Genomic DNA, 13,340 nt, shown 5'->3' with positions numbered 1-13,340 from the left:
GCCGTCAGTATCCCGAGCAGCACTGACAACTGGCCTGCTGTCAGGCGTCCCTGCGGCGCACCGCCAGCCAGCCGCCGAGTACCGCGGCCCCCGCCCACAGGGCCATCACGCCGAGCCCGGTCCAGGGGCCGAGGTCGCCCGGCATCCGGGCGTGCAGCACCAACTGCCCGGCGCGGTCCGGCAGGAACTGCGCCGCGCCCCCCGCGGCCTCGCCGACGACGAAGGACACCATCACGACGAAGGGTATGAGCAGGCTGAGGACGACCGTCCCGCTGCGCAGCCACGCGGTCAGCCCGGCCGCGAACAGCGCCATCAGCGTGAGGTAGAGCCCGCTGCCCACGACGGCGCGGTAGGTGCCCGGGTCGCCGAGTTCGAGGGCGTACCGGCCCATGAACTCCTGACCGGCGACGAAGGTGGCCAACCCGGTGACCTGGCCCACCAGCAGGGCCAGGACGCCCACGGTAGCGATCTTCGACAGGTAGAAGCGGGTGCGGTTCGGCACCGCCGCCAGCGAGGTGCGCAGCGCCCCGTTGTGGAACTCGCAGGACACGGCGCCGGCGCCGAAGACCATGGCGGCGATCTGCCCGAAGGAGAGGCCGTAATAGGCCGCGAACAGCGGATCGTCACCCATGCTGCCTTCCTCGGACCGGCCGATGGCAGCTGCCGTCAGAGCCTGGATGCCCGCGGTGACGAGGAAGACGGCTATGAGCCCCCCGAGGGTGCCCCGCAGGGACCGTATCTTGATCCATTCCGAGTGCAGGGTGGGGGCGGTGGGCAGAGCGGCACGCATGGCGGGGCCTCCTGGGGGTCGGGACGTCAGCGGGTGGCGGTGAACTGCGTGTGATCGGCGGTGAGATCGAGGTAGGCCTGCTCCAGTGAGGCGCGCTCGTCGGCGAGCTCCAGCACGGGGATGCCCTCGCGGGCGGCCAGGGTGCCGAGCTGCTCGGCCTGTATGCCCTCGACGGTCCATCGCCCCTCGCCCGCGTCGGTCAGATCGAAGCCGTCCCGGGCGAGCGCGGCCCGCAGCCGGCGGGGATCCGAGGTGCGCAGGCGCACCCCCGGGGTGCTGCGGGCGTCGATGAACTCCTCCATCGACGTGTCGGCCAGCAGCTTGCCGTTGCCGAGCACGATCAGGTGGTCGGCGAGCGCGGCGGTCTCGGACATGAGGTGGCTGGAGACCAGCACGGTGCGCCCTTCGGCGGCGAGGCCGCGCATCAGCTCACGGATCCAGATGATGCCCTCGGGGTCGAGGCCGTTGGTCGGCTCGTCCAGCAGGAGCACCCCGGGATCGCCCAGCAGCGCGGCAGCTATGCCGAGGCGCTGGCGCATGCCGAGCGAGAAGGACTTGATCCGGCGCCCCGCCGCGGACGCTATTCCGGCCTGCTCCAGGACCTCGTCCACCCTGCCCGGTGGAATCCGGCCGGCGGCGGAGAGGATGCGCAGGTGGTCACGGGCGGTGCGGCCGCCGTGGGCCGACTGCGCGTCCAGCAGGGCGCCGACCCGGTGCAGCGGGTCGGGCAGGTCCACGTAGCGCCGGCCGCCGATGGTGGCCGTGCCCGAGGTGGGCCGGTCCAGGCCCAGCAGCAGGCGCATGGTGGTCGACTTCCCCGCGCCGTTGGGGCCCAGGAAACCGGTGACCCGCCCGGGCAGGACATCGAAGGTGAGGCCGTCCACCGCACGGTGGGCGCCGTAGGCCTTGGTCAGTTCTCGGATCTCGATGCTGTTCATGGCTCAAGGCTCGCCGCCGGCCCCACCCCCTTCCCTCCCCCGTGCGAGGGTGCCGTCTCCCCCACATGGGGGGAGACGGCGGCGAGCGGGGCACTGCCACCATGGAGCCATGTACCGACTGCTGCGGGCTCCGTTCCAACCAGTGACCTATTCACGCTGGTTGCACCTCTGCGTGCCTCTGCTGCTGCTGGCCATATGGATGTTCGTGATGCCGGAGTGGCCGTGGGGGCCCATGCTGCTCATCCTGCCGTTCGGGCTGGTGCCCTGGGTGCGGCTCGCGGAGGGCCTCCAGGCGCAGTTCCTGCTCACGCCGTACGACCGGGGCTCCGCCGACGGCGTCATAAGCCTGGCTCCATCGGCGCATTGGGGCGACCGCTGGCGGACGGTGGTGTGGCTGGAGACGCGGATGGTGATCGCGACGGGCGCGATGGCCGCCACCGTATGGATGCCCGTGCTGACCGTCGACCTCGTCGCGAGCGCGCTCGGGTACTCCCCGGAGCCGGGACCGCTGGCGGCGCTCGTACCCGAGCATCGCTGGGTCGCCGCCCTGCTGGCGCCCGTTCCCCTCATCGTGCTGATGGTCGTCGTGGTCCTGCTCGGCGAGTTGGTCACCGCCATCGCCACGCGGCTGCTGGGCCCCTCCGCGGCCGAGCGGTTGAGCGCGCTGGAGGCGCGTACGGAGCAGCTGCTGGAACGGACCCGGATCGCGCGGGAGCTGCACGACTCCATCGGGCACGCGTTGACCGTCGCCGTCGTGCAGGCGGGTGCGGCGCGCGCCGCGGGTGATCCCGTCTTCACCGATCGGGCGTTGTCCGCCATCGAGGAGACGGGCCGGGCCGCGCTGGAGGACCTGGAGCGGGTGCTCGGCGTGCTGCGGGAGTCCGGACAGCAGCCGTCGCAGCGGCCGACGCTCGCCGAGGCCGACCGGCTGCTGGAGTCGGCCCGGGCCTCCGGTTCCGAGGTGGACGCGCGACTGACCGGCCCGCTGGAGAAGCTGCCGGGGCCGGTCACCCGGGAGGGGTACCGCATCCTGCAGGAGTCCCTCACGAACGTGCTGCGCCACTGCGGGCCCGTACCGGTCCGGGTGCGCGTGGAGATGGAGGTGGACCGGCTGGAGATGGAGGTGACGAACGCGCTGCCCACGCGCCCCGCCGTGACGCCCGGCGGCGGCAGCGGACTGCGCGGAATACGGGAACGGGCGGCGCTGCTCGGCGGGCAGGCCGAGTCAGGACCGTACGAGGGCGGCTGGAGGGTGCGGGCACGGCTTCCGCTGGAGCGAATACGCTGACCGGATGCCGGTTACCGTACTGCTCGTCGACGACGAACCCCTGGTCCGCGCGGGTCTGCGCGCCGTCCTGGACGCCCAGCCCGATATCGAGGTGGTGGGTGAGGCGGCCGACGGTGCCTCCGTGATCCCGCTCGTACGGCAGCTGCGGCCGGACGTGGTGGCCATGGACGTGCGGATGCCGCTGCTCGACGGGATCGAGGCGACCCGCGCGGTGCTGCGTACGGTCGACTCCCCGCCGAAGATCCTCGTGGTGACCACCTTCGAGAACGACGAGTACGTGTACCAGGCGCTGCGGGCCGGAGCGGACGGGTTCCTGCTGAAGCGGGCCAGGCCTTCCGAGATCGTGCACGCGGTACGGCTGGTGGCGGAGGGCGAGACCCTGCTCTTCCCGGCGGCCGTGCGTGCCCTGGCCGCGGAGTACGGCAACCGGCAGGCACGGGCGGTGTTGGAGCGGGCCGCGCTGACCGAGCGGGAGGAGGGGGTCCTGCGGCTCATGGCGCGGGGGCTCACCAACGTGGAGATCGCGTCCGAGCTGATCGTCGGCACGGAGACGGTCAAGTCCCACGTCAGCGCCATCCTGGCGAAGCTGGGGGCTCGCGACCGCACCCAGGCGGTGATCACGGCGTACGAGTCGGGCTTCGTCTCACCCGCCTGAGGGGAAGGGCCTGCTCTGCCTGCTCCCGCCGACGGGGGGCTGCTTCTCGCCCCGGCACCCTACGGGCAGTACGATCCGGCTGACAGGCTCGCCGGCTGGGAGGACACACGTTGGGGCAGCTGACCGGCGGGGATCCCTCTCTGCTTCGGCGGATCAATTCCGCGGTGGTGCTCAGGGCACTGCGCACGGCCGGGTCGCCGACCCTCACCGACCTGACACGGCTGACCGGGCTCTCCCGGCCGACCGTCGAGGGGGTCGTGGAGGGGCTGATCGGGACCGGGCTCGTCGTCGAGGCCGACGCGGAGGAGGGCGCGCGGCGGCAGGGGCGGCCGGCCAGGCGGTTCCGGTTCCGGGCCGAGGCGGGGCACCTGCTCGGCATAGAGATCGGCTCGCACCGGGTCGCGGTCCTGCTGTCCGGGCTGGACGGCCGCATCATCGGCGCGGGCACCAAGGAGGTCGCCGAGACGGCCTCGGCCGACGAACGGCTGGAGCGGGTGCGTGCGGCCGTCGCCGATCTCCTGCGCCGGGCCGGTGTGCCCCGCGACTCCCTGCGGGCGGTCGGCGTCGGCAGCCCCGGGATCGTGGAGGCGGACGGCACCGTGCGCCTCGGCACGGCCCTGCCCGGCTGGACCGGGCTGCCGCTCGGCGACCGGCTGCGGCGCTCGTTCCGCTGCCCGGTGCAGGTGGAGAACGACGCCAACGCGGCGGCCGTCGCCGAGCACTGGAAGGGCGCCGCCCGGGACACCGGGGACATGGTCTTCGTGATGGCGGGGCTCAGCCCGGGCGCGGGCTCGCTCATCGGCGGTCGGCTCCACCGGGGCTTCGGCGGGGCGGCCGGGGAGATCGGCGCCTTGCACCTGCTGGGCCGCGAGGCGACGCCCGAGCGGCTCCTGTCGACGACGGGCGAGCCGCTGCACCCGCTGGACGAGCCGGCCGTCGCGGAGGTCTTCGCGAAGGCCAAGCGGGGCGACGAGCGGGCGGTCGCCGCCGTGGAGAGGTTCCTGCAGCGCCTGGTGCACGACGTGGCGGCGCTGGTCCTGGCGATGGATCCGGAACTGGTGGTCGTCGGCGGCTGGGCGGCCGGCCTCGACGGGGTCCTGGAACCCCTGCGCCGGGAGCTGGAGCGCTACTGCCTGCGCCCGCCGCGGGTGGCCCTGTCCCTGCTCGGCGAGGCGGCGGTGGCGACCGGCGCCCTCCGGCTCGCACTCGACCACGTCGAGGAGGAGCTCTTCGCCGTGGAGAAGACCGTCACGGCCCGCGGCCGCTGACGCCCCGCCCGACACGCCGCTCGCGGCCCGCGCGCGCACCGTAGAACCGGTACGGCCGTGGCCCGGCCCCGCGGACGGGGGCCGGGGCCACGGCCGTTCGTGCTCGGTCCGGATGTCAGGAGGCGACGGGCTCGTGCGTGATCTCGACGCCGCCGGAGCCCCCGAAGGTGAGGCGGCAGGTGTCGGCGCGGTAGGTGGCCACCGAGACCGCGGCCGTGCCCGCGGCGGTGAAGTACCGCGTGGTGACCAGGAGCACCGGCGCGCCGGGCAGGCGGTCCAGTTCCTTGGCGTCGTCGGCGCGGGCGGAGCCCAGCTCCACCGAGCGGTCCTGGCCGTCGAGGACCAGCCGCTGCAGCTCGCGCAGGACGGCGCGCGCCCGGGCGGGACCCGAGGGGGCCTCGATGGCGGGGAGTCCGGGGACCGAGGCGGCCGGCACGTACAGCAGCTCGGCGGCGACGGCCTGACCGTTCGTCATCCTGGTGCGGCGCACGGTGTGGACCGGCTGGTCGGCGGCGAACGCCCCACCGGTGCCGAGGAGTTTCACGACCGCGGCGGGCGGCAGGGACTCCGAGGCGTCCTGCGGCTCCCAGCCGTCGGCGGCCTCCCCGGGCCAGCTGTGCTGCGCGCTGCCGACGGCGACGCCGACGCGCGGCGGGGCGACGGTGGTGCCGACGCCGCGGCGGCGCTGCAGCCGGCCTTCGAGCTCCAGCTGTTCCAGCGCCTGACGCAGGGTCGCGCGGGCGACTCCGAAGCGGGCTGCGAGTTCACGCTCGTTGGGCAGCACCTCGCCGACGGCGAAGTCCTGGTCGAGCGCCTCGCTGAGGACGGTCTTGAGGTGCCAGTACTTCGGTTCCGGCACCGTTTCGAGCTGCGTGGTCCCCACCCTGACTCCTCCTGCCATCGCTGCACTCGCCGTGTGTTCCAGCGGCAGTTCCGCGCCTTTGTTTATTAAAGGTTCCTGCACTATCCCTGTGACGATAGGACGGTGCACCCCCTTGGTCAAGACCAATGCTCATACCTTTGCCGGGCAGATCGGGCATATGTATCAAGCCGTTCACGGGATGTTCTCGTACGCCACAAGGGCTTGTAGTCAAGGGCTACCCGACGGTAATGATGGCGGTGGGTCCTCCTGACAGCCTGTCTCGCAGCAGTCCAACCGACGAGGAGCAGCATGACCGCCACGGTCTCCTTCACGATCGATTCGCCGCTCGGCCCCCGCACCACCACAGCCGCCTACGAGCGCAAGGGCGCGGGCGAACCGCTCCTGCTGCTGCACGGCATCGGCCACCACCTCCAGGCCTGGCACCCGGTGATCGACCTCCTGGCCGCCGAGTACGACGTGATCGCCGTCGACCTGCCCGGCTTCGGCGCCTCGGAGCCGCTGCCCGAGGGTGTTCCGTACTCCCTGGACACCGTGGCGCCGGCACTCGGAGCCCTGTGCACGGCCCTCGGCGTCGAGCGCCCGCACGTGGCGGGCAACTCCCTCGGCGGCCTGCTCGCCCTCGAAATGGGCCGGAGCAATCTCGTCCGCTCGATCACCGCCCTCTCCCCCGCCGGCTTCTGGACCGAGGGCGAGCGCCGCTACGCCTTCGCCGCGCTCCTCGCCATGCGCGCGGGCGCCAGGACGCTGCCCCTCCCCGCCGTCCACCGGCTCGCCCGCAGCGCCGCCGGCCGCGCCGCGCTCACCGGCACCATCTACGCCCGCCCGTCCCGCCGTTCGCCCGAGGCCGTGGTCGCGGAGACCCTCGCCCTGCGCCACGCCACCGGATTCGAGGACACCCTGGCCGCGGGTGGTTCCGTTCGCTTCACCGACGACGTGCCGGGGCTGCCGGTCACCATCGCGTGGGGCACCCGCGACCGGCTGCTGCTGCGCCGCCAGGGGGTCCGCGCCAAGCACACCCTCCCCGGCGCACGGCTGGTCCGCCTCCCGGGCTGCGGCCACGTCCCGATGAGCGACGATCCGGCGCTCGTCGCCCGCGTGGTGCTGGACACGGCACGCAGCGCCGCCGTACCGGTCGGGTGAGTGTGCGGGACCGGTCCGAGTCAAGGGGTCGGAGGTCTGAACGGATGAGCGGCTGACCGCTGTTCATCCGCGGTTCGCGTGGGCGACGCGGCCGGGCCGGTGCGCGACGGCACGCTGGTCCGACCCGTCCTCGCCGCCCCCTGGAGACGCACCGATGGCATCGACCCCACACACCCGACGGTCCCTCATCGGCGGTTCCCTCGCCCTGTCCTCCGCGCTGCTCGCCGCACCCGCGCTCGCCGCACCCGCCTTCGCCCGCTCCGGCCGGCCGAGCGCGCTCTGGGGCGTCCAGTCCGGCGAGATCACCGCGCACTCGGCCACCGTGTGGACCCGTTCCGACCGTCTCGCGCGGATGTACGTCGAAACCTCCCCGAGCGAGGCGTTCCGCTACGCCGTACGCCGCCACCGCGGCCCGCTGCTCGGCCCGTCGGGCGACTTCACCGGAACCACCGTCCTGCGCGACCTCCCGCCCGGGCAGCAGATCCACTACCGGGTCGTCCTGGCCGACCCCGACGACCCCCGCCGCACCTGCGAGCCCGTCCACGGCACCTTCCGCACCACCCCGGTCTCGCGCCGCCGCGACGTGCGCTTCCTGTGGTCCGGGGACCTGGCGGGGCAGGGCTGGGGCATCAACCCCGACGTCGGGGGCTACCGCGTCTTCGACGAGATGCGCCGTCGCGACCCCGACTTCTTCCTCTTCAGCGGGGACACGATCTACGCCGACGGGCCGATCAAGTCGGCCGTGCCGCTGCGCGACGGCACCGTCTGGCGCAACATCACCACCGCGGAGAAGTCGAAGGTCGCCGAGACCCTCGACGAGTTCCGCGGGAACTTCCGCTACAACCTCCTCGACCGCAACCTCCTCGGCTTCAACGCCGAGGTCCCCGTCCTCGCCCAGTGGGACGACCACGAGGTGCGCAACAACTGGTACCCGGGCCAGCTGATCGACGACGCCCGCTACACCGTCAAGGAGGCCGACGTCCTGGCCGCCCGCGCCCGCCGCGCCTTCGGCGAGTACTTCCCGGTCACCGACCTGCGCGGCGGCCGCACCGAGGGCCGGATGTACCGCGTGATGCGCTACGGCCCGCTCCTCGACGTCTTCGTCCTCGACATGCGCACCTACCGCAACGCCAACTCCCCCGGCGACCGGACCGAGGACCCCATCGGCATCCTCGGCCCCGAGCAGCTGGCGTGGATCAAGCGCGAGCTCTCCCGCTCCCGGGCCACCTGGAAGGTCATCGCCGCCGACATGCCCCTGGGCATCGTCGTCCCCGACGGGGCCGCGGACTTCGAGGCCGTCGCCCAGGGCGACCCCGGCGCCCCGCTGGGCCGGGAGCTGCAGATCGCCGAACTGCTGCGGCACATCAAGCACCAGCGGATCACCGGGACCCTCTGGCTCACCGCCGACGTGCACTACACCGCCGCCCACCACTACGCGCCCGAGCGGGCCGCGTTCACCGACTTCGCGCCGTTCTGGGAGTTCGTCTCCGGACCCATCGGGGCCGGCGGTTTCCCGGCCGGGCGGCTCGACGCCACCTTCGGCCCGGAGACGGCCTTCGTCCGGTCGGCCCCCTTCGCCAACATGTCGCCGTCCGAGAACCCCCCGTACTACGGGGAGGTCGACATCGACGGCGGCAGCGGGGACCTGACCGTCCGACTGCGCCGCCAGGGAGGGGTCGTCCTCTTCACCCGGACGCTCCGGCCCGGGCGGGTGGGCCAGTAGGGCGACCTGGAAAACGCCCCGAAAACTGGGTGAAATCGGCCAGATGGACACTTAACCAGTCGGTCACAGATCGTTCGTGATCACGCAACACCCTTGGGCAACAGTGGTGTGCATGACTGACCGTGCCCACGCCCCAGCCCAGCGTCCCCACCGCCACCACTGGCGCCGCGACGTCGTCGAACTCGCCGCACTGTTCTGCGCCGTCGCGGTCGCCGACGCCATCGCCAATCTCGTCGTGCACGGCCCCAGGGGACCCATCCTGCTGGTCGCCTCGGCCATCGCGCTGCTGGTGACCGCGGCCTTCCACACGTGGTGGGCACGGCGCCACAGCCATGCGCCGCCGCCCAGCACAGCGCCCCCGGGCGAGCCGGCAGCGCCGGCGCCCGCCGCCCCCGCAGCCGCCGGGTCCACCACCCTGTGGCGGATGCGCACGACCGTACGCGACCAGCCGGGCTCCCTGGCCGTCCTGTGCACCGCCCTCGCCCGCCACGGCGTGGACATCCTGACCCTCCAGACGCACCCGCTGCCCGAGGGCGGCACCGTGGACGAGTTCCTGCTGCGCGCCCCGCAGCAGCTCCCCTCCGGCGAACTCACCCGCGCCGTCTCCCGGGCCGGCGGCCACAGCACCTGGATCGAGCGCGCCGACGCCCACGACCTCGTCGACACCCCGACCCGGCTGCTGGGCCTGGCCACCCGCACCGCGCTGGACGCCGCCGAGCTCCCCCTCGCCCTGCGCCAGCTGCTCGGCCGCTGCACGATCCACTCGATCCCGGCGACCACCCTCTCCGGCCGCCCGAACGCCGGCGCGGACGCCCCGGTCGAGGGCGTCCTGGAGGCCACGGTCATGCGGCTGCGCGACCCGTCGGGAGGTGCGATCACCGTGGAGCGGCCCTATCTGCCCTTCACCCCGACCGAGTTCGCCCGGGCCCGCGCCCTCGTCGAGCTCGACGCCCGGCTCGGCCCGCGCGTCCCGCGCAGCCAGGACGTACTGACCCTCCCCGAGGGCAACGAGATCACCGTGCGCCGCGCCGACGGCTCCGACCTGCCCGCGGCCCGCGCCATGCACGACCGCTGCTCCGAGCGCACCCTCGGGCTGCGCTACCACGGCCCCGTCGCCGACGCCGACCGCTACCTCGGCCACCTGCTCAGCCCCCGCTTCGGCCGCACCCTCGCCGCCACCACCGCATCCGGCAAGCTCGTCGCCCTCGGCCACCTGCTGTGGGACGGCGACGAGACCGAGATCGCCCTGCTCATCGAGGACGACTGGCAGCGCCGCGGCATCGGCTCCGAGCTGCTGCGCCGGCTCATCGCCATGGCCGCCGAGGCCGGGTGCGACAGCGTGTACGCCGTCACCCAGGCCGCCAACACCGGCATGGTCGCCGCCATGCGCGGCCTCGGCCTCCCCCTCGACTACCAGATCGAGGAGGGCACTCTGGTGATCACGGCCCGGCTGGACGCGACCGGTGTCGGCTCGCGCCTGCCCCGCGGGCTCCCCCTCGGCCTGCCGCAGGAGCACCAGGCTCCGCGCCGCCCGCACTGAGCCCCGGCCCCCCGCGCAGGCGCCCGCTCCGGCCGGAGCGGGCGCCTGCGTCCGGATCCGGCCAAACTCCGGCCCGCGCCGTCACCGGCATCTCCGGCCCCGACCCCCGAAGTGGCTTGTGCGCAGGGCTGGTTGATCACCGCGAACCACGTCCGACAGCCGTGCTCCAGCCCGTGTCAGGAGGCGGACGACAATCGGTGATGACGGGAGCACGCATCACATACGAAGATGGCCGCATGTCAGAGACCCTCCACACCGGCAGCGCCCCCCGGCTGCCCCGCCAGGTGGCCGACGATTACGTCGACGGCCTCATCGCCCTCGACCCGATCACCGGCACCTACCTGGGTGTAGCCGAGAGCTCCGCCAAGCTCCCCGACTTCTCCCCGGCGGGCCGCGCGGCCGTCGCCGAGCTCTCCCGTGAGACCCTCGCCCGCCTCGACGCCGCCGAGGCGCTCCCGGGCGCCGACAGCGACGCCGAGCGGCGCTGCGGCCGGCTGCTCCGCGAACGCCTCACCGCCGAGCTCGCGGTCCACGAGGCCGACGAGGACCTGCGGGCGGTCAGCAACATCCACAGCCCCGTGCACTCGGTCCGCGAGGTCTTCTCCCTGACCCCCGCCGACACCGACGAGGACTGGGCGGCCATCGCCGAGCGCCTGCGCGCCGTCCCGGCCGCCTTCGCCGGCTACCGCGAGACCCTGCAGCTCGGCCTGGACCGCGGCCTGTACGGCGGCCCGCGCGCCACCGGGACGATGATCGGCCAGCTGACCACCTGGGCCGGCCAGGACGGCACCTCCGCCGCCTTCTTCGAGGACTTCGCCTCCGGCGGGCCGGAGTCCCTGCGCGGCGAGCTGGACGCGGCGGCTGCCGGCGCCACCGCCGCCGTCGTCGAACTGCGCGACTGGATGACCTCGGTGTACGCCCCGGCCGTCGAGGGCCGGCCCGACACGGTGGGCCGCGAGCGCTACGCCCGCTGGTCCCGCTACTTCAACGGCACCGACCTGGACCTGGACGAGGCCTACGCCTACGGCTGGTCGGAGTACCACCGGCTGCTCGCCGAGATGAAGACCGAGGCGGCCAAGATCCTCCCGGGCGCGGGCCCCTGGGAGGCGCTGCGGCACCTGGACGAGCACGGCACCCACATCGAGGGGGTGGACGAGGTCCAGGCCTGGCTGCAGAGCCTGATGGACGAGGCCATCGAGAACCTCGACGGCACCCACTTCGAACTGGCCGAGCGGGTCCGCAAGGTGGAGTCCCGGATCGCCCCTCCGGGCGGCCCCGCGGCCCCGTACTACACCTCCCCGTCGGAGGACTTCTCCCGGCCCGGCCGCACCTGGCTGCCCACCATGGGGCAGACCCGCTTCCCGGTCTACGATCTGGTGTCCACCTGGTACCACGAGGGCGTGCCCGGCCACCACCTGCAGCTCGCGCAGTGGACGCATGTGGCGGACCAGCTCTCCCGCTACCAGGCCACCGTCGGCTGGGTCAGCGCCAACTGCGAGGGCTGGGCCCTGTACGCGGAGCGGCTGATGGACGAACTGGGCTACCTCAAGGACGCCGAGCAGCGCCTGGGCTACCTGGACTGCCAGATGATGCGCGCGGCGCGGGTCATCGTCGACATCGGCATGCACCTGGGCCTGGAGATCCCGGCCGACTCGCCGTTCCACCCGGGCGAGACGTGGACCGTGGACCTCGCGCAGGAGTTCTTCGGCCTGCACAGCGGCCGGCCGGCGGAGTTCGTGGAGAGCGAGCTGACCCGCTACCTGTCGATGCCGGGCCAGGCGATCGGCTACAAACTGGGCGAGCGCACCTGGCTGCTGGGCCGGGACAACGCACGGGCCGCGCACGGCGATTCCTTCGACCTGAAGGCCTGGCACATGGCGGCGCTGTCGCAGGGTTCGCTGGGGCTGGACGACCTGCTGGACGAGCTGTCGAAGCTCTGACGGCGCCGGGCGGCACCGGCCGGCGGACGGCGGACGCCTGACCACGCACGGCGCACGGCGCACGGGCCGCCCCCTCCCGCGGGAGGGGGCGGCCCGTGCGCGCGGGGCGGCTGCGTCAGCAGCCGCAGGCGTCCGAGTCGGTCGGCGCGGTCAGCGGGTCGGCCTCGCCGCGCCGCTGCACGCCCTGCCAGGTCTCGACCTCGAAGCCCTCGCGGATCCAGTACTCGATGCCGCCGAGCATCTCCTTGACCTGGAAGCCGAGTTCGGCCAGGGCGAGGGCGGATCGGGTGGCGCCGTTGCAGCCGGGGCCCCAGCAGTAGGTCACCACGGGCAGGTTCTTGTCCAGGAGCCGCTCGGCCTGCTCGGGGACGAGGGCGGTGGGCAGGTGGATCGCACCGGGCACGTGCGCCTGGTCCCACGAGGGCGTGGAGCGGGAGTCGACCAGCTGGAAGCCCAGCTCGGCGCCCGACTCGCGGTGGGCCTTGAAGGCGCTCGCGACATCGGAGACGTCCGCGTGGAAGGCCAGGCTCGCAGCGAAGTACGCGGCGGCCGCGGCCGGGGAGGCCGGGGGCACGCGGAGCACGGGGTTGGTGGCGGCGGAGGCGGAGGAGGCGTTCTGCGTCGTCGTCATGGCCAGAAATCTACGATCTGTTGATCACCCCAGGAAGTGGGTTTCCCCGGCCTTTTCCTTGTCTCGCCGGGGAATCCCCTGCTACACCTGCCCCATGACCGACTATTCCCCTGACGCCACCGACTGGCGGATCCTCGAAGCGCTCCAGCGGGACGGCCGCGCCAGCTTCACCGAGCTCGCCCGCACCGTGTCCATGTCCGCGAGCGCCGTCACCGAGCGGGTCCGCCGGCTGGAGGAAGCCGGTGTGATCACCGGCTACACGGCCGTCGTGGACCCGGAGAAGCTCGGCAAGTCCATCCTCGCGCTGGTGCGGCTGCGCTATCCGCACGGCAACTACAAGCCGTTCCACGACTTCCTGGAGGCCACCCCGGAGATCCTGGAGGCCCATCACGTCACGGGCGACGACTGCTTCGTCCTCAAGGTCGCGACCCGCTCGATGGGACACCTCGAGGAGGTCACCGGCCGGATCTCGGGACTCGGCTCGGTGACGACGAGCATCGTCTACTCCTCGCCGCTGCCCCGCCGCCCGCTCAGCCCGTGAGCT

At 73.3% G+C, this 13,340-nt stretch carries 12 protein-coding genes; 8 read left to right on the top strand and 4 right to left on the bottom strand.

Annotated elements, in window-relative coordinates; translation table 11 throughout:
• Positions 1 to 40: 40 nt before the first annotated feature.
• Together AVW11_RS09155 and AVW11_RS09150 are read right to left on the bottom strand one after the other, a co-directional pair.
• On the bottom strand, positions 41 to 790 hold the full coding sequence (locus tag AVW11_RS09155; RefSeq protein WP_060179343.1) for an ABC transporter permease: 750 nt from the start codon (positions 788 to 790) through the stop codon (positions 41 to 43).
• 26 nt (positions 791 to 816) lie between these two features.
• Positions 817 to 1,728: an ABC transporter ATP-binding protein gene (locus AVW11_RS09150; protein WP_060179344.1), complete on the bottom strand. Its 912-nt coding sequence runs from the start codon at positions 1,726 to 1,728 to the stop codon at positions 817 to 819.
• Between the two features lie 109 nt (positions 1,729 to 1,837).
• On the opposite strand from AVW11_RS09150, the gene AVW11_RS09145 reads away from it, so the two are divergent.
• The 3 genes from AVW11_RS09145 to AVW11_RS09135 all read left to right on the top strand — a co-directional run bounded on the left by AVW11_RS09145 (position 1,838) and on the right by AVW11_RS09135 (position 4,939).
• On the top strand, positions 1,838 to 3,016 hold the full coding sequence (locus tag AVW11_RS09145) for a sensor histidine kinase (protein WP_076043721.1): 1,179 nt from the start codon (positions 1,838 to 1,840) through the stop codon (positions 3,014 to 3,016).
• 4 nt (positions 3,017 to 3,020) lie between these two features.
• Complete coding sequence (locus AVW11_RS09140) at positions 3,021 to 3,671, top strand: response regulator (protein WP_030841956.1); 651 nt, start codon at positions 3,021 to 3,023, stop codon at positions 3,669 to 3,671.
• Between the two features lie 110 nt (positions 3,672 to 3,781).
• Entirely contained in the window at positions 3,782 to 4,939 is a 1,158-nt protein-coding gene (locus AVW11_RS09135; RefSeq protein WP_030841959.1) for an ROK family transcriptional regulator, read from the top strand.
• A gap of 115 nt (positions 4,940 to 5,054) precedes the next feature.
• Here the strand turns inward: AVW11_RS09135 and AVW11_RS09130 are convergent, their stop codons facing one another.
• Positions 5,055 to 5,822: a GntR family transcriptional regulator gene (locus AVW11_RS09130; RefSeq protein ID WP_076043720.1), complete on the bottom strand. Its 768-nt coding sequence runs from the start codon at positions 5,820 to 5,822 to the stop codon at positions 5,055 to 5,057.
• A 288-nt stretch (positions 5,823 to 6,110) separates the two neighbouring features.
• On the opposite strand from AVW11_RS09130, the gene AVW11_RS09125 reads away from it, so the two are divergent.
• The 4 genes from AVW11_RS09125 (at position 6,111) to AVW11_RS09110 (ending at position 12,165) form a co-directional block, all read left to right on the top strand.
• Positions 6,111 to 6,962 carry an alpha/beta fold hydrolase gene (locus AVW11_RS09125; RefSeq protein ID WP_076043719.1) on the top strand — a complete coding sequence of 284 codons (852 nt, stop codon included), beginning with the start codon at positions 6,111 to 6,113 and terminating at the stop codon, positions 6,960 to 6,962.
• 154 nt (positions 6,963 to 7,116) lie between these two features.
• The gene (locus tag AVW11_RS09120; RefSeq protein WP_076043718.1) at positions 7,117 to 8,685 is read left to right on the top strand and encodes an alkaline phosphatase D family protein; all 1,569 of its coding nucleotides are present in this window, start codon (positions 7,117 to 7,119) and stop codon (positions 8,683 to 8,685) included.
• A 112-nt stretch (positions 8,686 to 8,797) separates the two neighbouring features.
• Positions 8,798 to 10,225, top strand: a complete 1,428-nt coding sequence (locus tag AVW11_RS09115; protein ID WP_060179347.1) for a GNAT family N-acetyltransferase — start codon at positions 8,798 to 8,800, stop codon at positions 10,223 to 10,225.
• A gap of 236 nt (positions 10,226 to 10,461) precedes the next feature.
• Positions 10,462 to 12,165, top strand: a complete 1,704-nt coding sequence (locus tag AVW11_RS09110) for a DUF885 domain-containing protein (RefSeq protein WP_060179348.1) — start codon at positions 10,462 to 10,464, stop codon at positions 12,163 to 12,165.
• A gap of 115 nt (positions 12,166 to 12,280) precedes the next feature.
• Here the strand turns inward: AVW11_RS09110 and AVW11_RS09105 are convergent, their stop codons facing one another.
• Complete coding sequence (locus AVW11_RS09105) at positions 12,281 to 12,796, bottom strand: rhodanese-like domain-containing protein (RefSeq protein ID WP_076043717.1); 516 nt, start codon at positions 12,794 to 12,796, stop codon at positions 12,281 to 12,283.
• 94 nt (positions 12,797 to 12,890) lie between these two features.
• Here AVW11_RS09105 and AVW11_RS09100 point away from each other — a divergent pair, with 94 nt between their 5' ends.
• On the top strand, positions 12,891 to 13,337 hold the full coding sequence (locus AVW11_RS09100; protein ID WP_030841973.1) for an Lrp/AsnC family transcriptional regulator: 447 nt from the start codon (positions 12,891 to 12,893) through the stop codon (positions 13,335 to 13,337).
• Positions 13,338 to 13,340 lie beyond the last annotated feature (3 nt).

The sequence above is a fragment of the Streptomyces amritsarensis genome (assembly GCF_001953875.1).
In the GTDB taxonomy this organism is placed as follows: Bacteria; Actinomycetota; Actinomycetes; order Streptomycetales; family Streptomycetaceae; genus Streptomyces; species Streptomyces amritsarensis.
The sequence above is the reverse complement of the archived record's forward strand: the minus strand, read 5'-3'. Positions and strand labels throughout refer to the sequence as shown.

What these genes read in the sequence shown, in the direction of transcription:
- AVW11_RS09155 (WP_060179343.1), bottom strand. Translation starts at nt 790, where the DNA reads ATGCGTGCCGCTCTGCCCACCGCCCCCACCCTGCACTCGGAATGGATC.
- AVW11_RS09150 (WP_060179344.1), bottom strand. Translation starts at nt 1,728, where the DNA reads ATGAACAGCATCGAGATCCGAGAACTGACCAAGGCCTACGGCGCCCAC.
- AVW11_RS09145 (WP_076043721.1), top strand. Translation starts at nt 1,838, where the DNA reads ATGTACCGACTGCTGCGGGCTCCGTTCCAACCAGTGACCTATTCACGC.
- AVW11_RS09140 (WP_030841956.1), top strand. Translation starts at nt 3,021, where the DNA reads ATGCCGGTTACCGTACTGCTCGTCGACGACGAACCCCTGGTCCGCGCG.
- AVW11_RS09125 (WP_076043719.1), top strand. Translation starts at nt 6,111, where the DNA reads ATGACCGCCACGGTCTCCTTCACGATCGATTCGCCGCTCGGCCCCCGC.
- AVW11_RS09120 (WP_076043718.1), top strand. Translation starts at nt 7,117, where the DNA reads ATGGCATCGACCCCACACACCCGACGGTCCCTCATCGGCGGTTCCCTC.
- AVW11_RS09115 (WP_060179347.1), top strand. Translation starts at nt 8,798, where the DNA reads ATGACTGACCGTGCCCACGCCCCAGCCCAGCGTCCCCACCGCCACCAC.
- AVW11_RS09110 (WP_060179348.1), top strand. Translation starts at nt 10,462, where the DNA reads ATGTCAGAGACCCTCCACACCGGCAGCGCCCCCCGGCTGCCCCGCCAG.
- AVW11_RS09105 (WP_076043717.1), bottom strand. Translation starts at nt 12,796, where the DNA reads ATGACGACGACGCAGAACGCCTCCTCCGCCTCCGCCGCCACCAACCCC.
- AVW11_RS09100 (WP_030841973.1), top strand. Translation starts at nt 12,891, where the DNA reads ATGACCGACTATTCCCCTGACGCCACCGACTGGCGGATCCTCGAAGCG.